Raw genomic sequence first — 18,383 nt, 5'->3', positions numbered from 1 at the left:
GAAAAATTCGAAACCGCAAATAATGAGACCGTCAATTTTTCGAGTTTGCTGACCCGGGAGTGAGTCTTGTTCCACTTTGCAAAAAACGCCGTCCACGATCAGTCACGAGGTGCGAGATGAGTGCGACTGCATCGACTGCAACCCAACCTAAACCTCTCGAGTGGCTTAATCGCCTGCGCGCGAATCCCAGAATTCCTCTGATTGTGGCGGGATCAGCCGCCGTTGCCATCATCGTTGCTATGGTTTTGTGGGCGAAAGCGCCAGATTATCGCACGCTGTTCAGCAACCTTTCCGATCAGGATGGCGGGGCCATTGTCACGCAGCTGACCCAGATGAACATCCCTTACCGCTTCACCGAAGGAAGCGGGGCGATTGAAGTGCCTGCCGATAAAGTGCATGAGCTTCGCCTGCGCCTGGCGCAACAGGGATTGCCAAAAGGCGGCGCTGTCGGCTTCGAGCTGTTAGACCAGGAAAAATTCGGCATCAGCCAGTTCAGCGAGCAGGTCAATTACCAGCGCGCGCTGGAAGGCGAGCTGGCCCGCACTATCGAAACCCTGGGGCCGGTAAAACGCGCCCGTGTCCACCTGGCGATGCCGAAACCTTCTCTGTTCGTGCGCGAGCAGAAATCCCCTTCCGCTTCCGTGACGGTCAATCTTGAACCAGGCCGCGCGCTGGATGAAGGGCAAATCAGCGCGGTGGTGCATCTGGTATCCAGCGCCGTTGCGGGTCTGCCGCCAGGTAACGTCACGCTGGTCGATCAGGGCGGTCATCTGTTGACTCAGTCCAATACCAGCAGCCGCGATCTGAACGACGCGCAGTTGAAATACGCCAGCGATGTGGAAGGACGCATTCAGCGCCGTATCGAATCGATTCTTTCGCCAATCGTCGGCAACGGCAACGTCCATGCTCAGGTTACTGCGCAGCTGGATTTTGCCAACAAAGAGCAGACGGAAGAGCAATACCGTCCGAACGGCGACGCATCGCAGGCCGTGCTGCGCTCACGCCAGCTTAATGAAAGCGAGCAAATCGGCTCCGGCTATCCGGGCGGCGTACCGGGTGCGCTGTCGAATCAGCCTGCGCCGGCGAATGCTGCGCCGATCAGCACACCGCCTGCTAATCAGCAAAACGCGCAGAACACGCAGACGACCAACAATGCGAACAGCAATGTGCCGCGCAATACGCAGCGCAACGAAACCAGTAACTATGAAGTGGATCGCACCATTCGCCACACCAAACTGAACGTGGGCGATGTGCAGCGACTCTCCGTGGCGGTCGTGGTGAACTACCGCGCCCTGCCGGACGGCAAACCGCTGCCGTTAACCACGGAACAGATGAAGCAGATCGAAGATCTGACCCGCGAAGCAATGGGCTTCTCCGACAAACGCGGCGATACCCTTAACGTGGTGAACTCACCGTTTACCGCAACGGACGACCTGGGCGGCGAGCTGCCATTCTGGAAACAGCAAGCCTTTATTGAGCAGTTGATCTCCGCAGGTCGCTGGCTCCTGGTCCTGCTGGTTGCCTGGATTCTGTGGCGCAAAGCGGTTCGACCGCAGCTTGCTCGCCGCGCTGAAGAGACGAAAGCCGCGCAGGAACAGGCGCAGGTTCGTCAGGAAACCGAAGAAGCGGTAGAAGTTCGCCTCAGCAAAGACGAACAGACCCAGCAGCGCCGGGCGAACCAGCGTCTGGGCGCAGAAGTGATGAGCCAGCGTATTCGCGAAATGTCAGATAACGATCCGCGCGTCGTGGCGCTGGTCATTCGCCAGTGGATGAATAACGATCATGAGCAATAAACTTACCGGCACCGATAAAAGCGTCATCCTGCTGATGACCATTGGCGAAGACCGTGCGGCAGAGGTGTTTAAGCACCTCTCCACGCGCGAAGTGCAAACCCTGAGTTCGGCAATGGCGAACGTGCGCCAGATTTCCAACAAACAGCTGACCGATGTGCTGGCGGAATTTGAGCAAGAAGCCGAACAGTTTGCCGCACTCAACATCAACGCCAACGAATACCTGCGTTCCGTGCTGGTTAAAGCGCTGGGTGAAGAACGTGCCGCCAGTCTGCTGGAAGATATCCTCGAAACGCGGGATACCGCCAGCGGCATTGAAACGCTCAACTTTATGGAGCCGCAAAGCGCCGCCGACCTTATCCGCGACGAACACCCGCAGATTATCGCCACCATCCTGGTGCATCTCAAACGCGGCCAGGCCGCCGATATTCTGGCGCTGTTCGACGAACGTCTGCGCCACGATGTCATGCTGCGTATCGCGACCTTCGGCGGCGTACAGCCAGCCGCACTGGCGGAACTGACCGAAGTGTTGAATGGTCTGCTCGACGGTCAGAACCTCAAGCGCAGCAAAATGGGCGGCGTGAGAACCGCGGCAGAAATCATCAACCTGATGAAAACCCAGCAGGAAGAGGCGGTTATCAGCGCCGTACGCGAATTCGACGGCGAGCTGGCGCAGAAAATTATCGACGAAATGTTCCTGTTCGAAAATCTGGTGGAAGTCGACGATCGCAGCATCCAGCGTCTGTTGCAGGAAGTGGATTCCGAGTCGTTGCTGATCGCCCTGAAAGGCGCCGAGCCGCCGCTACGCGAGAAATTCCTGCGCAACATGTCGCAGCGTGCTGCCGATATTCTGCGCGACGACCTCGCCAACCGTGGCCCGGTACGCCTGTCTCAGGTGGAGAACGAACAGAAAGCCATTCTGCTTATTGTGCGTCGTCTGGCGGAAACCGGCGAAATGGTAATCGGCAGCGGCGAGGATACCTATGTCTAACGAATTGCCGTGGCAGATCTGGACACCGGACGATCTCGTCCCTCCCCTGGCCGAGTTTGTGCCAATGGAGCACCGCGACGAACCGATAGCCATCGATGACGAACCGGAGCTGAGTGCCGAACAGCAGCTTGAGCAGCAACTGGCGCAGCTGAAAATGCAGGCGCACGAGCAAGGGTATAACGCGGGCCTCGCCGAAGGTCGCCAGAAAGGCCACGAACAGGGCTATCAGGAAGGATTAGCGCAAGGGCTGGAGCAAGGCCAGACGCAGGCGCGCGCTCAACAGGCGCCGCTGAATGCCCGAATGCAGCAACTGGTCAGCGAGTTTCAGAATACGCTGGACGCGCTGGACAGCGTGATTGCCTCGCGCCTGATGCAAATGGCGCTGGAAGCCGCTCGCCAGGTGATCGGCCAGACGCCAGCGGTGGACAACTCCGCGCTCATTAAACAGATCCAGCAATTGTTGCAACAGGAACCGTTGTTCAGCGGGAAACCGCAATTGCGCGTTCACCCGGATGATTTACAGCGCGTCGAAGAGATGCTCGGAGCCACGCTCAGCCTGCACGGCTGGCGTTTGCGCGGCGATCCCACGCTGCATCATGGCGGCTGTAAAGTGTCCGCCGATGAAGGTGACCTGGACGCCAGCGTCGCCACGCGTTGGCAAGAACTCTGCCGCCTGGCGGCTCCCGGAGTCGTCTGATGACTACGCGCCTGACCCGCTGGCTAAATACGCTGGATAACTTCGAAGCCAAAATGGCGCAGCTCCCGGCGGTACGTCGCTACGGGCGACTGACCCGCGCCACCGGTCTGGTGCTGGAAGCCACCGGTTTGCAGTTGCCGCTCGGCGCGACCTGCGTCATTGAACGGCAGGACGGGACGGAAACACGCGAAGTGGAAAGCGAAGTCGTCGGCTTTAATGGCCAGCGTCTGTTTTTAATGCCGCTGGAAGAGGTCGAAGGCATTCTTCCCGGCGCACGCGTTTACGCAAAAAATATTGCCGGGGAAGGTCTGCAAAGCGGAAAACAGCTGCCGCTCGGCCCTGCCCTGCTGGGGCGCGTGCTGGACGGCGGCGGCAAGCCGCTGGATGGTCTTCCCGCGCCAGACACCACGGAAACCGGCGCGTTAATCACTCAGCCATTCAACCCTTTACAGCGAACGCCCATTGAGCATGTGCTGGATACCGGCGTCCGCCCCATCAACGCGCTGCTCACCGTCGGACGCGGACAGCGTATGGGGCTGTTTGCCGGTTCCGGCGTGGGTAAAAGCGTTCTGCTCGGCATGATGGCGCGCTATACCCGCGCGGACGTTATCGTCGTCGGGCTGATTGGCGAACGTGGCCGCGAAGTTAAAGATTTTATCGAAAACATTCTGGGCGCTGACGGGCGCGCGCGTTCGGTGGTGATTGCCGCGCCTGCGGATGTCTCGCCACTGCTGCGAATGCAGGGAGCGGCCTATGCCACGCGTATTGCCGAGGATTTCCGCGATCGCGGGCAGCATGTACTGCTGATCATGGACTCCCTGACCCGCTACGCGATGGCGCAGCGTGAGATTGCGCTGGCGATCGGCGAACCGCCTGCGACCAAGGGGTATCCGCCTTCGGTCTTCGCAAAATTACCTGCGCTGGTGGAACGTGCGGGGAACGGCATTCACGGCGGCGGCTCCATCACCGCGTTTTATACGGTATTGACCGAAGGCGACGATCAGCAGGACCCGATCGCCGACTCGGCGCGTGCGATCCTGGATGGACACATTGTGTTATCCCGTCGTCTGGCCGAAGCCGGTCACTACCCGGCCATTGATATTGAAGCGTCGATCAGCCGTGCGATGACGTCGCTGATCACCGAGCAACACTATGCACGCGTACGGAATTTCAAACAGTTGCTGTCCAGTTTCCAGCGTAACCGCGATTTGGTGAGCGTCGGCGCGTATGCCAAAGGCAGCGATCCCATGCTGGATAAAGCCATCGCGCTGTGGCCGCAGCTGGAGGCGTTTTTGCAACAAGGTATTTTCGAACGAGCCGACTGGGAAGATTCTCTCCAGGCGCTGGAACTGATTTTCCCGACGGTGTGATGAAGCAGGAGGGCATAGGTCATGGCACAACATGGTGCGCTGGCAACATTAAAAGATCTGGCCGAGAAAGAAGTGGATGATGCCGCTCTCTTATTAGGGGAAATGCGACGCGGATTCCAGCAGGCGGAAGAACAACTGAAAATGCTGATCGATTATCAGCATGAGTATCGCAACAATCTCAATGCCGATATGGGCCAGGGGATTGCCAGCAACCGCTGGATTAACTATCAGCAATTTATTCAGACGCTGGAGAAGGCCATTGAGCAGCATCGCCAGCAGCTGACGCAGTGGACACAAAAAGTGGACGTGGCGCTGAACAGCTGGCGTGAAAAGAAACAACGGCTTCAGGCCTGGCAGACCTTACAGGACAGACAAAGTGCGGCAGCGTTATTGGCTGAAAACCGCCTGGACCAGAAAAAAATGGATGAATTTGCTCAGCGTGCTGCAATGAGGAAAACCGAATGATCACCTTGCCCCAACTGATCACGACCGACACAGACGTAACGACAGGCCTTCAGGCTGGTAAAACAGCCGATTCAGCCCAGGATTTTCTGGCGCTGTTAGCCGGTGCTTTGGGCGCAGGCGACGCGCAGGGTAAAGATGCCCCGCTTTCGCTTGCCGATCTCCAGGCGGCAGGCGGCAAACTGCAAAAAGGATTGCTGCAAAAAAATGGCGATACGCCGCAGACGACAGCGCTGGCCGATCTTCTGGCGCGCCAGGATCTGCTGACGGATGACGCCACAGCAGACCTGACCGAGGCACAGCAGTTGCTGTCCACGCTGACGCCTTCGCTGAAAAGCAACGCCCTGAACGCGTTAAGTAAGACTGCCCGGCAGGACGACAACGCACCGGCGCTGAGCGATGAGGACCTCGCGAATCTGAGCGCGCTCTTCGCCATGTTACCGGGCCAGCCGGCGCTGACGCCAACCACGCGAACCGCGTCGGCTGAAGGCGCACTCTCCGCCCCGGCATCGCTGCGTGGCGATACGCGCGCCGCTATGCAGGATGCGGTTGCCGGGCTGACGACGGGCGAGCTGAAAAAAGGGAAAGTCGATGCCGCGCCTGACGTCACCGCAAACTCAGCAAGCAACCAGCCGGTAACGCCGCTGGTCGCCGCCGCTGCCGCTAAAGCCGACATGGAAAGCACGCCTTCTCCGGTCACGACCATTGGCGCCATGACCACGCCTGGCGGTATGACGACGCAGACGCAACCCGCGCCTGTCGCAGCCGCCCCGGTGCTCAGCGCGCCGCTGGGCAGCCATGAGTGGCAGCAGTCATTAAGCCAGCATGTGACGCTGTTTACCCGCCAGGGGCAGCAGAGCGCGGAACTGCGTCTGCACCCGGAGGAACTGGGGCAGATTCAAATCTCCCTCAAAATGGATGATAACCAGGCGCAACTGCAAATGGTGTCAGCGCATAGCCACGTTCGCGCCGCGCTGGAAGCCGCGTTACCCGTACTGCGTACCCAACTGGCGGAAAACGGCATCCAGCTGGGACAAAGCAGTATCAGCAGTGAAAGTTTCGCCGGACAGCAGCAGTCGTCATCCCAACAACAGCACGCTTCCCGCGCACAGGGACAAGAGGCTTTTGCCGCCGAAGATGACATCGCACTGACGACGCCGGGCTCGCTCCAGGCTGCCGCTCGTGGCGATGGCGCGGTGGATATCTTCGCCTAACGCCAGAGGTAGCATGATTATCCGCGTCTTTTCCACGCTTTGCCGTGGACAGGACACGGGATAATCAGCCAATAAGCTGTACCGAAACAGGAAGCCCGTATCTGATGACTGACTCCGCGATTAACAGAAAGAGCAAACGCTCAATTTGGATCCCTTTGCTGGTGTTGATTACTCTTGCCGCCTGCGCAACCGCTGGCTATAGCTACTGGCGGATGCAGGAGCACCCGACCGCCAGCGCTACCGCGGCCCCGCCACCGCCGCCAGCGCCCGTATTTTTCGCGCTGGATACGTTTACCGTCAATCTGGGCGATGCCGATCGCGTGCTGTATATCGGGATTACGCTGCGCCTGAAGGACGAAGTGACGCGCGCGCGTCTGAGCGAATATCTGCCAGAAGTGCGCAGCCGTCTGTTGCTGCTGTTTTCGCGTCAGGATGCCACTGCGCTTTCGACGGAAGCCGGGAAGCAGACGCTGATCGCGGCAATCAAAGAAACGCTCTCTACTCCGCTCGTTGCTGGACAACCGAAACAGGAAGTCACCGACGTTCTTTATACAGCTTTCATTCTGCGGTAAAGACATGGGCGATAGTATTCTTTCTCAGGCTGAAATCGATGCGCTGCTCAACGGCGACAGCGAGGCCAAAGACGAACCCACCCCTGGCGGCGTGGGCGACAATGATATTCGTCCTTATGATCCTAATACACAGCGTCGCGTGGTGCGCGAGCGCCTACAGGCGCTGGAGATCATTAACGAACGTTTCGCGCGTCAATTCCGTATGGGACTGTTTAACCTGCTGCGTCGCAGCCCGGATATTACCGTGGGCGCGATCCGCATTCAGCCATATCACGAATTTGCGCGTAATTTACCCGTACCGACCAACCTGAACCTGATCCATCTGAAGCCGCTGCGCGGTACGGGTCTGGTGGTGTTCTCGCCGAGTCTGGTGTTTATCGCCGTGGATAACCTGTTTGGCGGCGACGGGCGTTTTCCGACCAAAGTGGAAGGTCGTGAGTTTACGCATACCGAACAGCGCGTTATCAACCGCATGCTGAAGCTGGCGCTTGAAAGCTACAGCGACGCGTGGAAAGCGATCAACCCGCTGGAAGTGGAGTACGTTCGCTCTGAGATGCAGGTGAAATTCACCAATATCACCACCTCTCCGAACGACATTGTGGTGAACACACCGTTCCACGTCGAAATTGGCAACCTGACAGGCGAGTTCAACATCTGCCTGCCTTTCAGCATGATTGAGCCGCTGCGGGAGCTGTTGGTGAACCCGCCGCTGGAAAACTCGCGTCATGAAGATCAGAACTGGCGCGACAATCTGGTGCGTCAGGTTCAGCATTCAGAGCTGGAGCTGGTGGCGAACTTTGCTGACATCCCGCTGCGCCTTTCCCAGATATTAAAGCTGAAACCCGGCGACGTGCTGCCGATTGAAAAACCCGACCGCATTATTGCTCATGTGGACGGCGTACCTGTACTGACCAGCCAGTATGGCACCGTGAACGGTCAGTATGCGTTGCGCGTAGAGCATTTGATCAACCCGATTTTGAATTCGCTGAATGAGGAACAGCCCAAATGAGTGACATGAATAATCCGTCCGATGAGAATACCGGCGCATTGGACGATCTGTGGGCTGACGCGTTAAACGAGCAAAAAACAACGACCAGCAAAAGCGCGGCCGATGCCGTCTTCCAGCAGTTGGGCGGCGGCGACGTCAGTGGAAACCTACAGGATATCGATTTAATCATGGATATTCCGGTCAAGCTGACCGTGGAGCTGGGTCGCACGCGCATGACCATCAAAGAGCTGCTGCGCCTGACGCAGGGTTCAGTGGTCGCGCTGGACGGACTGGCAGGCGAGCCGTTGGATATTCTGATTAACGGCTACCTGATTGCCCAGGGTGAAGTCGTGGTGGTCGCCGATAAATACGGCGTGCGCATCACGGATATCATCACGCCGTCTGAACGTATGCGTCGTCTGAGCCGTTAAGCATGAAAACCCAGGCTACCGTTTCACAGCCCTCTGCCGTATCAGGCTCGCCGTTAGTTCAGGTGAGCGGCGCGCTGTTTGGGATCATCGTGTTGATTCTGGTCGCAGCCTGGGTCATTAAACGCCTGGGGTTTGCGCCCAAAGGCGCCGGTACGCGAGGGTTGAAAGTGTCAGCCAGCACCTCGCTGGGCCCGCGTGAGCGCGTGGTCATTGTCGATGTTGAAGACGCTCGGCTGGTACTGGGCGTTACGGCCACGCACGTCAATGTGCTGCATACCCTCCCCCCTGCGCCTGTCGTTGCAGAAGAAAAACCGGCCGCCCCTGCGGATTTCCAGGCCATGATGAAGAGTTTGTTGAAGCGTTCCGGGAGATCCTGATGCGCCGTTTGTTATCCCTCACGCTGATGGCTTTGTGGTTTATCAGCCCTGCCGCGTTCGCACAATTACCCGGACTGGTCAGCCAACCGCTACCCGGCGGCGGGCAAAGCTGGTCCCTGCCGGTACAGACGCTGGTCTTTATTACGTCACTGACGTTCCTGCCCGCCATTTTGCTGATGATGACCAGCTTTACCCGCATCATTATCGTCTTCGGCTTGCTGCGAAACGCGCTGGGAACGCCCTCTGCGCCGCCAAACCAGGTGCTTCTCGGGCTGGCGCTGTTCTTGACGTTTTTTATTATGTCTCCGGTTATCGACAAAATTTATGTGGATGCCTGGCAGCCTTTCAGCGAAGAGAAGATTTCCATGCAGGAAGCGCTGGAAAAAGGCGCTCAGCCGCTACGGGAGTTTATGCTGCGGCAGACCCGTGAGGCTGACCTGGGCCTGTTCGCGCGTCTGGCAAACAGCGGCCCGCTACAGGGGCCGGAAGCCGTGCCGATGCGAATTTTGCTCCCGGCCTACGTCACCAGCGAGTTAAAAACCGCTTTTCAGATCGGTTTTACGATTTTCATCCCCTTCCTGATTATCGATCTGGTTATCGCCAGCGTGTTGATGGCGCTCGGGATGATGATGGTGCCGCCGGCCACCATTGCTCTGCCGTTTAAGCTTATGCTTTTTGTCCTGGTCGACGGCTGGCAGTTGCTCGTTGGCTCTCTTGCCCAAAGTTTTTACAGTTAGAGGCGCGAAATGACACCCGAATCGGTCATGATGATAGGCACGGAGGCAATGAAGGTCGCGCTTGCGCTTGCCGCGCCTCTGCTGCTGGTTGCGCTGTTTACCGGCCTTATCATCAGTATTTTACAGGCCGCCACCCAGATCAACGAAATGACGCTGTCATTTATCCCGAAAATTGTGGCGGTATTTACGGCGATTATTGTGGCGGGCCCCTGGATGCTTAACCTGCTGCTGGATTACGTGCGTACGCTGTTCAGTAACTTGCCGTATATCATCGGATAAGACGCGATGTTGCAGGTCACAAGCGATCAATGGTTATACTGGCTTAACCTCTACTTCTGGCCGCTGTTACGTGTACTGGCGCTGATCTCTACCGCGCCGATCCTCAGTGAACGTACGGTTCCCAAACGGGTAAAGCTGGGGCTGGGGTTTATGATCACTCTCATTATCGCCCCTTCACTCCCGGCGAATAATGTGCCTGTTTTTTCCACCGAAGCCTTATGGCTCGCCATGCAGCAAATCATGATCGGCATTGCGCTAGGGTTTACCATGCAGTTTGCCTTTGCTGCGGTGCGTACGGCGGGGGAATTCATCGGTCTGCAAATGGGTCTCTCTTTCGCCACGTTTGTTGACCCGGGCAGCCGCCTCAATATGCCGGTACTCGCCAGAATCCTCGACATGCTCGCCATGCTGCTGTTTCTTACGTTTAACGGCCATCTGTGGCTGATCTCGCTGCTGGTAGACACCTTCCATACGCTGCCTATCGGCGGCGACCCGGTCAACAGCAATGCGTTTCTGGCGCTTGCCCGGGCAGGCGGACTGATCTTCCTCAACGGACTCATGTTAGCCTTGCCGGTCATTACGTTACTGCTCACACTCAACCTGTCGCTCGGGCTATTAAACCGTATGGCTCCGCAGTTATCCGTATTTGTTATTGGCTTCCCGCTAACCTTATCCGTCGGCATTTTGTTAATAACCGCGCTCATGCCATTAATTGCCCCTTTCTGTGAACACTTATTCGGTGAAATTTTCAATTTGCTTGCTGATATCGTTAGCGAAATGCCGACAACCAATAACCCATAATTTTTATCCTGTCTTACTAAGGATTTTCCTAAATTTAAAATCTAAAAACATCTACCAGGATATATCTGCTGCGCTTTATTTGTTTTTACCTTACTCACATAACATAACATTTACTTTACTTTGAGAAGATTCCTGGCAAATTATACGTAACTTTACGGGATAGTAAGTTCGCCTGAAAACAGCGAAAGCGTCATCTTAGGTCACTATTATTGTTCCGTTGGGTTGTGATGAGATATTCAGGTAAGGGGAATTATCGTTACGCATTGAGTGAGGGTATGCCATGTCAACGATTATTATGGATTTATGCAGTTACACCCGGCTAGGTTTGACCGGGTATCTGGTAAGCAGAGGGGTGAAAAAAAGGGAAATCAACGACATTGAGACCGTTGACGAACTCGCCATCGCTTGTGACTCACAGCAGCCTTCTGTGGTGTTTATTAATGAGGACTGTTTCATCCATGATCCATCTAACAGTCAGCAAATAAAGCAGATCATTAATCAGCATCCCAACACGTTATTTATTGTTTTTATGGCAATTGCTAATGTGCATTTTGATGAATACTTATTAGTAAGAAAAAACTTATTGATTAGTTCAAAATCAATTAAGCCAGATTCTCTGGATGATATTCTTGGCGATATTCTGAAAAAAGAGACGGATATTGTAGGAGTAGTAAATTTACCTACGTTATCTTTAAGCCGTACTGAATCCAGTATGCTGCGAATGTGGATGGATGGACAGGGAACAATACAGATTTCAGATCAAATGAATATCAAGGCAAAGACGGTGTCATCCCACAAAGGGAATATTAAACGGAAGATAAAAACGCATAATAAACAGGTTATCTATCATGTCGTGCGGCTGACGGATAACGTGACAAACGGAATTTTTGTTAACATGCGATGAGGCCCCCTGACTGGTGGATATTCCACCAGTCAGGGTAAAAGCGACGAAAATCACATTACTCTGTTTTTTCCACAAAGATCCCATCCTGATGGCCTGACTCATTGAAGAACCAGATCCCGAGCGGGTAGTCTTCCAGCGAAACCAGGTACATCGTACCTTCACTAAACTCTTCAACCGCCAATACCACGCCTGGCCGACGAGGGCCACCGTCTGTTTTGACTGTTACCCGATCATTCACCTTCATCAATTATCCTCCTGTGGCTTTGTGCCAGTGTAGAACAAATTCCTTTTTCTGGCAGCGTCTGCCGCGCGTGATTGCTGGTTTTCTCAACGGTCTATACTTACAGATGCCACGGTTAAATGAGGTACTGAAGATGAAAACCGCGAAAGAGTACAGCGAAACGGCCAAGCGCGAAGTCAGCGTTGATGTTGACGCCCTGCTCGCGGCGATCAATGAAATCAGCGAGAGCGAAATTCATCGCAGCGCTGATGATCCTGAGAAAGTCAGTGTGGATGGCCGCGATTATCATACATGGCATGAATTAGCGGATGCGTTTGAACTCGATATTCATGATTTTAGCGTCACGGAAATCAATCGCTGATCTGGGGTGAAAAAAATCCCGGCTCTCAGAGCCGGGATCAAACTTGCTTATGCAAGAAGCACTTGAAAATTCGTTACACCAGAAAATCTGATGTGCGTTTTACCTTATCTGCAATTTTTTTGTATGACAAGCAAATATTTCTCGCAGAAATGATTAATACAGCTAATGGTTCAGCGTGTATCAGGCGATGGCGCGGGATGGTCGTCACGGACACAAACCTGATTGCGCCCGGCCTGTTTTGCCAGATACAACCGGCGATCCGCCAGCGACTGCAACTGTTCAAAATCGTAGTCTCCGTTCTCCTGCGCCCCGCTTACGCCCAGCGATGCACTAATGCGCAGAGTCGTGCCTTTTGCGATCAGGATTTCTTTGTCGTTCACGCGCTGGCGTATCCGCTCTGCGATCTGTGCTGCCTGCACCAGCGTCGTCCCCGGTAAGACAATACAGAACTCTTCGCCGCCTACACGCCCGGCAAGGTCATGCGAACGTATTGTGCCGCTAATAAGCCCGGCGGCATGGGAGAGCACCCGATCTCCCGCCTGATGGCCGAAACGGTCATTGACGCTCTTAAAGTGATCCAAATCGATCTGAATAACGGAAAACGGCTGTCGCTGCTCATGGCAGCGCTGTATCAGTACGCGCGCCCTCTCAAACAATGCGCCACGGTTATACAGCCGTGTCAAAGGATCGTGCCAGGCCTGCCATTGCAAGGAACTTTGCAGCACAAACATATTGCTGACCATCTTGCGGATAACAACCCATGAGATGAGCAACATCATCGTGAAAAGCGCCCACAGGAGACCAAGCGCAATACTGATACTGCCAAAAGCCCCCTGCACGCCTTCTCTCAGGGTATGAACACGCAAAAGCACGCCATCGAAATGATCCAGCCTTTCCCAACTGATATAGCGGCTGCCCATACGGATACCGCCATGCGTATCATGTTCGATGTCATTCGCGAGCAACGCCAGTTCAAGGTCATCAAAGGTATTAACCTGACGCTTTTCCGGCGTTGAGGTCGCCAGTAGCCTGAGCTGATAGTCGTAGAGCTGGTACTCCCCTTCGGAATCTTTTTCGACCGCATCCTCCAGGAAACGCTTCATGGATGACACCGGAATATCCATTGCCAGCACGCCATACCAGTGTCTTTCGTTATCCAGCGACAGGCTCACGGTGACCTTTTGTTGCACTTCGCCGCCCGGCACCGGCGAGCTAAACCAGCGCACGCCGCGCGCTGAATTTTGTCGTTGGGATTGCCCGCTGAACCAGGGTTGGATCACATACTGGTAATAGCGGGACATAATATCGCCGCCATTGGTTGTGGGTTCAGTTGAGACATAAAAGCCTGAACGCGAAACATACATTGTCCGCTGCGCCAGCATGGTAGAAGAATGCGCCAGCCGTAACAAATACCCCAGTTCCAGCGCGGCGCTTAACTCGTTTGCCAGCGCATCGTTATCCCGCGTGAGAAGCGTTGTACGGTTAACAAACGCGTCAGAGACGCCGTTAAGCGGTAACGTTCGCCGTCTGTCTAGCTCCAGTTGCCAGAAACTTTTGCCGCGCAGTTGCGCAAATTGCGCCACCGCATCGTGCAGGTCGGCAAAATCGAGCGGCGTGACCAGCGCTTCGTACATACCGTTGCGCAGAAACAAGAGTTTATCCACGCTGAATTGCAGCTGTCTGTCCAGCACATTAGCGACGTTTTCCAGATGGTTACGTTGACTGGCCCGGTATGCTGACTCCAGCACGACCACTTCACGCCAGGTCAGCAATGTTGAACAAATCATCACAACCAGAAAACAGATATTTACGACATGGCCTGGCCCAAAGCGTCGTGCTAACGTTCTCAGCCAGCTCCAGTTTCCTGGCGTTGTTTCATGCGGCACCTGACGGCTCCCTACTTTTATTCCTGAACTATGTGTCGCGACTCAACGGCAATTTTCTGGGGTAACAAAACGCCCGGCATTAACCGGGCGTTCCTTTATCAGACATCTTCCCGCAACCGCCTGCCATCACCGGGCATAAGTTCATTCTCGTGGAATGCTTCCCGTTTGACGCCAAAACCGTCATACCAACGGCACTCCACCATGCCGCTGGAATAACCGGTTACGATCATGCGTGGACCACCTTCTTTTGCGATAACTTCCTCACTGACAAAAAAGACCATACCTGCCTCCTGTATCCAGTGAAACTTTTTCACCTTAGACGACGATGGCCTTTTTTGCATAATCCGGCGAGGCATAAATTAGTGCGAACCACCGCGAACGTTGGCAACAGTTTTTACCAGCCCCACCACCACGCTGCCGATGATGAAACCGAGCACCAGATTAATCAACATGGGAAGCGTGAGCGCAATAAGACCATTCTGCTGCTGAGCAAAATGTTCGATCGCGTGGTGTAATGGCGCGATGCCGTGCACCACGATCCCGCCCCCCACCAGGAACATCGCGAGTGTGCCGACAATGGACAGCGCCTTCATAAGCCAGGGCGCCGTAACCAGTAGCCCTTTGCCCACCGCCTGAGCCAGTACGCTGCGTTTTTCCGCCAGCCAGTACCCCATGTCGTCCAGTTTTACGATGAGTCCCACCAGACCATAAACGCCAATCGTCACCACCAGCGCGATACCGGACAACACCAGAACCTGATTGAGCAACGGCGCATCCGCGACAATTCCCAGCGTAATCGCGACGATCTCCGCAGAAAGGATAAAGTCGGTGCGCACGGCCCCTTTCACTTTCTCCTTCTCAAACGTGAGAGGATCTTGTGCGGCGATCGCGACCAGACGCTGCTGACGCGCCTCCGGGCTCTCTTTGTGCTTTCGGGCCTCAAGCGTGTGTAAAACTTTCTCTACGCCTTCAAAACAGAGAAAAGCGCCCCCAATCATCAACAACGGTGTAATCGCCCACGGGATAAAAGCGCTGATCAGCAGCGCCAGAGGCACCAGGATGACCTTGTTGATCAACGACCCTTTCGCCACGCTCCAGACGACCGGCAGTTCGCGGTTCGCCCGCACGCCCGTCACCTGCTGCGCGTTTAGCGACAGGTCATCACCCAATACGCCTGCCGTTTTTTTCGCGGCCAGTTTTCCCATCATCGAGATATCATCCAACAGCGTGGCGATGTCATCGAGCAACGTCAGCAAACTACTTCCTGCCAAAATAAATCCCTCAATATTTTTCTTTTGAAGAGGTAAGTATGAAGTAAAAAACGTAATGCCGAAACGGGTAGCAATCGTCAACAAAAATTTAACAAAAGAGTGCAATTATAACGCTCGCCAGCGCGATAGTTTTGACGTTTACTATGTTGCACCTTTTTATTTCCGCCGTGAGGGATTATGCGTTTCAGGCAGTTACTACCACTTTTTAGCGCACTCTTCGCGCTGTATATCATTTGGGGTTCCACGTACTTCGTTATTCGTATTGGCGTTGGGAGTTGGCCGCCGCTGATGATGGCGGGCGTCCGTTTTCTGTCTGCGGGGATTTTGTTAACAACATTCTTACTTCTTCGTGGGCATAAACTGCCCCCTTTGCGTCAATTACTCAATGCCGCGCTGATTGGCATTCTGCTGCTGGCGGTGGGGAACGGTCTGGTTACCGTAGCGGAACATCAGGATGTACCGTCCGGCATCGCCGCCGTGGTGGTCGCGACGGTCCCACTCTTCACGCTGTGCTTCAGCCATTTCTTTGGCATTAAAACGCGAAAACTGGAGTGGACAGGCATCGCCATCGGCCTGGCGGGGATCATCATGCTCAATAGCGGCGGAAATTTGAGCGGCAACCCCTGGGGCGCGCTGTTGATCCTGATTGGCTCGATGAGCTGGGCATTCGGCTCCGTGTTCGGCGCCCGCATCGCATTGCCGACAGGCATGATGGCCGGAACGATTGAAATGCTGGCTGCCGGTGTTGTGCTGATGTTCGCTTCCTTTATCGCCGGGGAAAAGCTGACGACGATGCCGACGCTCTCCGGCTTCATGGCGGTAGGTTATCTGGCGCTATTCGGTTCCATTATCGCCATTAATGCCTATATGTATTTGATCCGTAATGTCAGCCCGGCGCTGGCGACCAGTTACGCTTACGTCAACCCGGTAGTGGCGGTGTTGCTGGGAACAGGTCTGGGGGGAGAAAGCCTTTCTTCCGTCGAGTGGCTGGCATTAGGGGTAATTGTTTTCGCTGTCGTTCTGGTGACGCTGGGGAAATATTTGTTTCCCGCCAGACCCACGACCGCAGTGAGTGAATCGGACAAATCACTCCAGTAAATGAATACCCTGCGTGTCGATCTGCGCGGTGGGGCCACCGCCGCAGATCCACTCCTCAAGCCGTTCCGCCAGTGCGGCGTCGCTGAGTTTCAACCGGCCACGCAAAGCACACTCCCAGACAATCAGCACACGCCAGCCAAGCTCGCGAAGCCTCAGCATGTCTCGCCGATCGCGCTCCACATTTTTACCGATTTTGTTCAGCCAGAACTCGGTACGCGTGGCGGGAACTTTGAACAGGTAGCAGTCATGATGATGCCAGAAACAGCCGTGCGTGAAGATAACGCAGCGATACTCATCCACGACAAAATCCGGGCGTCCGGGCAACGTGGCGTCCTGCACATGAAACGCCATCCCCTGCTCCTGCAACAGAGCGGCAAGGCGTTTTTCTATCGCCGTATCGCGCGTGGCTATCGCCCGCATATTCTTGCTGCGCGTCGCCTTATCGTGTACGTCCGCCATGCTGGCTCTCTTTCTGGCGCAATGTAACGGCCTGTTTAATTCTCGACTCCAGCAGTTTTGCTACTGCGGCAAATGCCGGAACCACGACGGAGTTACCAAACTGACGGTAGGCCTGGGTGTCTGAAACGGGAATGCGGAACTGATATCCCTGCGGCGATTCGAATCCCATTAACCGCGCGCACTCTCTGGGCGTTAACCGGCGTGGACGGTGCTGCTGATTCACCGGATCGTCGAAATTCGCCTCTCCTGCGGCCATATCCCAGCCACGGTCAATCAGTATCTCCGCGCCATCTTTATAGTAACGCGCCGACAATGTGCGCGTTACGCTGCCGGGATTCGCAGGATAGACCATCCCATAGCCAAAACCGTTACCCCGGGCCTGATGCTTTTTCGCGTAGCGGTACAAATACTTCCACAATACCGGCGTCAGCACATATTTCGCTTCAACCGCCGGTTCAAGCAGTTCCGCCAGCGTGATGCGCTGCTGCGGATAGCGGGTGGCAATATCCCGCAGCGTAAAATCGGTTCTCAGATTAAGATCGCGGCGGAATCCCACCAGCACAATCCTCTCCCGATGCTGGGGTAAAAAATGGCGGCCATCAATAATTTTCGGGTCGTCCGGCCCGTTATCCGCAGCATCAGCGACGTCATACCCCAGTTCGTCAAGCGTTTGCATAATGATGCGAAACGTTTTTCCCTGGTCGTGGCTTTTCAGGTTTTTGACGTTTTCGAGCACAAAAATCGCCGGGCGTCGGGCGTCAATAACCCGCACGACATCGAAAAAGAGCGTCCCCTGCGTATCGCAGGCGAAACCATGCGCCCGTCCCATCGCGTTTTTCTTTGATACCCCTGCCAGAGAGAATGGCTGGCAGGGAAAACCGGCCAGTAGAACATCGTGCTCCGGTATGTGCTGGCGAATATGCTCCGCCGCTTCGCTATCGCTCACGCCGTCGCGGTGGCTCAGCGTAATATCGCGAATATCTTCATTGAAATGATGCCGTTGCGGATCGCAGTAATAATTGGCTTTATAGGTGCGTACCGCGTGTTTATTCCATTCGCTGGTAAACACGCACTGCCCGCCTATCGCTTCAAAGCCACGGCGAATTCCGCCGATCCCGGCGAAGAGATCGACAAAACGAAAGGCATAATGCGGATGGTGTGCCGGAGGCGTTGGCAACAATGTCCTGAGGTGCGTATATTCGCTCTCGCTCAGACGATGCCACGCCGTTGCGTTCGCCACGACGCGTTTAAAAATAGCCGGGCTCCAGTGGTTCTCCCCAACGCCATTCAGATGCGCCACCAGCGTTTTCACATCATAGATTTCCAGCAGTTTGCCCAGCAGCGCCTGTACGGCAACCCCGGCATTGTCCGTCATCAGATCCTGGAAACCTGTTACTGAAAGATTTTCCTGCATACATTTAACCGGCGAAATTGATATTCGACAGGTTAACACA

General features: G+C 55.2%; 22 protein-coding genes. 16 read left to right on the top strand and 6 right to left on the bottom strand.

The genetic code is table 11. The annotated features are described in order from the left end of the window. The first annotated feature begins 116 nt into the window (after positions 1–116). From fliF to rcsA, 14 genes are all read left to right on the top strand, one after another. Positions 117–1,793, top strand: coding sequence for a flagellar basal-body MS-ring/collar protein FliF (gene fliF, locus OGX93_RS01060; RefSeq protein WP_058669296.1), 1,677 nt, complete (start codon positions 117–119; stop codon positions 1,791–1,793). Next, positions 1,783–2,781 (top strand): flagellar motor switch protein FliG, encoded by a 999-nt coding sequence (gene fliG, locus OGX93_RS01055; protein WP_012131907.1) that lies wholly within the window; start codon positions 1,783–1,785, stop codon positions 2,779–2,781. The genes fliF and fliG overlap by 11 nt, the downstream gene beginning before the upstream one ends. Then, on the top strand, positions 2,774–3,478 hold the full coding sequence (gene fliH / locus OGX93_RS01050; protein ID WP_071258771.1) for a flagellar assembly protein FliH: 705 nt from the start codon (positions 2,774–2,776) through the stop codon (positions 3,476–3,478). The genes fliG and fliH overlap by 8 nt, the downstream gene beginning before the upstream one ends. Continuing rightward, positions 3,478–4,848 carry a flagellar protein export ATPase FliI gene (gene fliI, locus OGX93_RS01045; protein ID WP_012131905.1) on the top strand — a complete coding sequence of 457 codons (1,371 nt, stop codon included), beginning with the start codon at positions 3,478–3,480 and terminating at the stop codon, positions 4,846–4,848. The genes fliH and fliI overlap by 1 nt, the downstream gene beginning before the upstream one ends. Positions 4,849–4,869: 21 nt before the next feature. Continuing rightward, positions 4,870–5,313 (top strand): flagellar export protein FliJ, encoded by a 444-nt coding sequence (gene fliJ / locus OGX93_RS01040; RefSeq protein ID WP_012131904.1) that lies wholly within the window; start codon positions 4,870–4,872, stop codon positions 5,311–5,313. Continuing rightward, complete coding sequence (fliK, locus tag OGX93_RS01035) at positions 5,310–6,524, top strand: flagellar hook length control protein FliK (protein ID WP_058669299.1); 1,215 nt, start codon at positions 5,310–5,312, stop codon at positions 6,522–6,524. The genes fliJ and fliK overlap by 4 nt, the downstream gene beginning before the upstream one ends. Positions 6,525–6,628: 104 nt before the next feature. Further along, on the top strand, positions 6,629–7,096 hold the full coding sequence (gene fliL / locus OGX93_RS01030) for a flagellar basal body-associated protein FliL (RefSeq protein WP_012131902.1): 468 nt from the start codon (positions 6,629–6,631) through the stop codon (positions 7,094–7,096). A gap of 4 nt (positions 7,097–7,100) precedes the next feature. Next, positions 7,101–8,105 carry a flagellar motor switch protein FliM gene (gene fliM / locus OGX93_RS01025; RefSeq protein WP_012131901.1) on the top strand — a complete coding sequence of 335 codons (1,005 nt, stop codon included), beginning with the start codon at positions 7,101–7,103 and terminating at the stop codon, positions 8,103–8,105. Then, positions 8,102–8,515, top strand: coding sequence for a flagellar motor switch protein FliN (gene fliN, locus OGX93_RS01020; protein ID WP_012131900.1), 414 nt, complete (start codon positions 8,102–8,104; stop codon positions 8,513–8,515). Before fliM ends, fliN begins: the two co-directional genes overlap by 4 nt. Before the next feature lie 2 nt (positions 8,516–8,517). Next, positions 8,518–8,892, top strand: coding sequence for a flagellar biosynthetic protein FliO (gene fliO, locus OGX93_RS01015; RefSeq protein ID WP_058669300.1), 375 nt, complete (start codon positions 8,518–8,520; stop codon positions 8,890–8,892). Continuing rightward, on the top strand, positions 8,892–9,629 hold the full coding sequence (gene fliP, locus OGX93_RS01010; protein ID WP_012131898.1) for a flagellar type III secretion system pore protein FliP: 738 nt from the start codon (positions 8,892–8,894) through the stop codon (positions 9,627–9,629). Before fliO ends, fliP begins: the two co-directional genes overlap by 1 nt. A gap of 9 nt (positions 9,630–9,638) precedes the next feature. After that, positions 9,639–9,908: a flagellar biosynthesis protein FliQ gene (fliQ, locus tag OGX93_RS01005; RefSeq protein ID WP_012131897.1), complete on the top strand. Its 270-nt coding sequence runs from the start codon at positions 9,639–9,641 to the stop codon at positions 9,906–9,908. A 6-nt stretch (positions 9,909–9,914) separates the two neighbouring features. Then, a complete protein-coding gene (gene fliR, locus OGX93_RS01000; protein ID WP_012131896.1) occupies positions 9,915–10,709 on the top strand; it encodes a flagellar biosynthetic protein FliR in 795 nt (264 codons plus the stop codon). A 280-nt stretch (positions 10,710–10,989) separates the two neighbouring features. After that, positions 10,990–11,613, top strand: a complete 624-nt coding sequence (rcsA, locus tag OGX93_RS00995) for a transcriptional regulator RcsA (RefSeq protein WP_047462896.1) — start codon at positions 10,990–10,992, stop codon at positions 11,611–11,613. 55 nt (positions 11,614–11,668) lie between these two features. Here the strand turns inward: rcsA and dsrB are convergent, their stop codons facing one another. Further along, entirely contained in the window at positions 11,669–11,857 is a 189-nt protein-coding gene (gene dsrB, locus OGX93_RS00990) for a protein DsrB (RefSeq protein ID WP_012131894.1), read from the bottom strand. A gap of 130 nt (positions 11,858–11,987) precedes the next feature. On the opposite strand from dsrB, the gene yodD reads away from it, so the two are divergent. Continuing rightward, positions 11,988–12,215, top strand: a complete 228-nt coding sequence (yodD, locus tag OGX93_RS00985) for a YodD family peroxide/acid resistance protein (RefSeq protein WP_024130232.1) — start codon at positions 11,988–11,990, stop codon at positions 12,213–12,215. A 170-nt stretch (positions 12,216–12,385) separates the two neighbouring features. On the opposite strand, the gene dgcQ is transcribed toward yodD, so the two are convergent. From dgcQ to OGX93_RS00970, 3 genes are all read right to left on the bottom strand, one after another. Further along, positions 12,386–14,101, bottom strand: a complete 1,716-nt coding sequence (gene dgcQ / locus OGX93_RS00980; protein WP_110494109.1) for a cellulose biosynthesis regulator diguanylate cyclase DgcQ — start codon at positions 14,099–14,101, stop codon at positions 12,386–12,388. A gap of 98 nt (positions 14,102–14,199) precedes the next feature. Next, positions 14,200–14,382, bottom strand: coding sequence for a YodC family protein (locus OGX93_RS00975; RefSeq protein ID WP_024130230.1), 183 nt, complete (start codon positions 14,380–14,382; stop codon positions 14,200–14,202). Positions 14,383–14,460: 78 nt separating this feature from the next. Beyond that, positions 14,461–15,372 carry a DUF808 domain-containing protein gene (locus OGX93_RS00970; RefSeq protein WP_286449269.1) on the bottom strand — a complete coding sequence of 304 codons (912 nt, stop codon included), beginning with the start codon at positions 15,370–15,372 and terminating at the stop codon, positions 14,461–14,463. 177 nt (positions 15,373–15,549) lie between these two features. Between OGX93_RS00970 and yedA the strand changes: the two genes are divergently transcribed. Next, positions 15,550–16,470 (top strand): drug/metabolite exporter YedA, encoded by a 921-nt coding sequence (gene yedA / locus OGX93_RS00965; RefSeq protein ID WP_286487711.1) that lies wholly within the window; start codon positions 15,550–15,552, stop codon positions 16,468–16,470. Here the strand turns inward: yedA and OGX93_RS00960 are convergent. Continuing rightward, positions 16,459–16,929, bottom strand: a complete 471-nt coding sequence (locus OGX93_RS00960) for a very short patch repair endonuclease (RefSeq protein ID WP_219936895.1) — start codon at positions 16,927–16,929, stop codon at positions 16,459–16,461. The genes yedA and OGX93_RS00960 overlap by 12 nt on opposite strands. Further along, positions 16,910–18,343: a DNA cytosine methyltransferase gene (locus tag OGX93_RS00955; protein WP_286449271.1), complete on the bottom strand. Its 1,434-nt coding sequence runs from the start codon at positions 18,341–18,343 to the stop codon at positions 16,910–16,912. The genes OGX93_RS00960 and OGX93_RS00955 overlap by 20 nt, the downstream gene beginning before the upstream one ends. Positions 18,344–18,383: the final 40 nt, after the last annotated feature.

It is taken from the genome of Citrobacter sp. CK195 (assembly GCF_030333365.1).
Lineage (GTDB): Bacteria > Pseudomonadota > Gammaproteobacteria > Enterobacterales > Enterobacteriaceae > Citrobacter_B > Citrobacter_B koseri.
The sequence above is the reverse complement of the archived record's forward strand: the minus strand, read 5'-3'. Positions and strand labels throughout refer to the sequence as shown.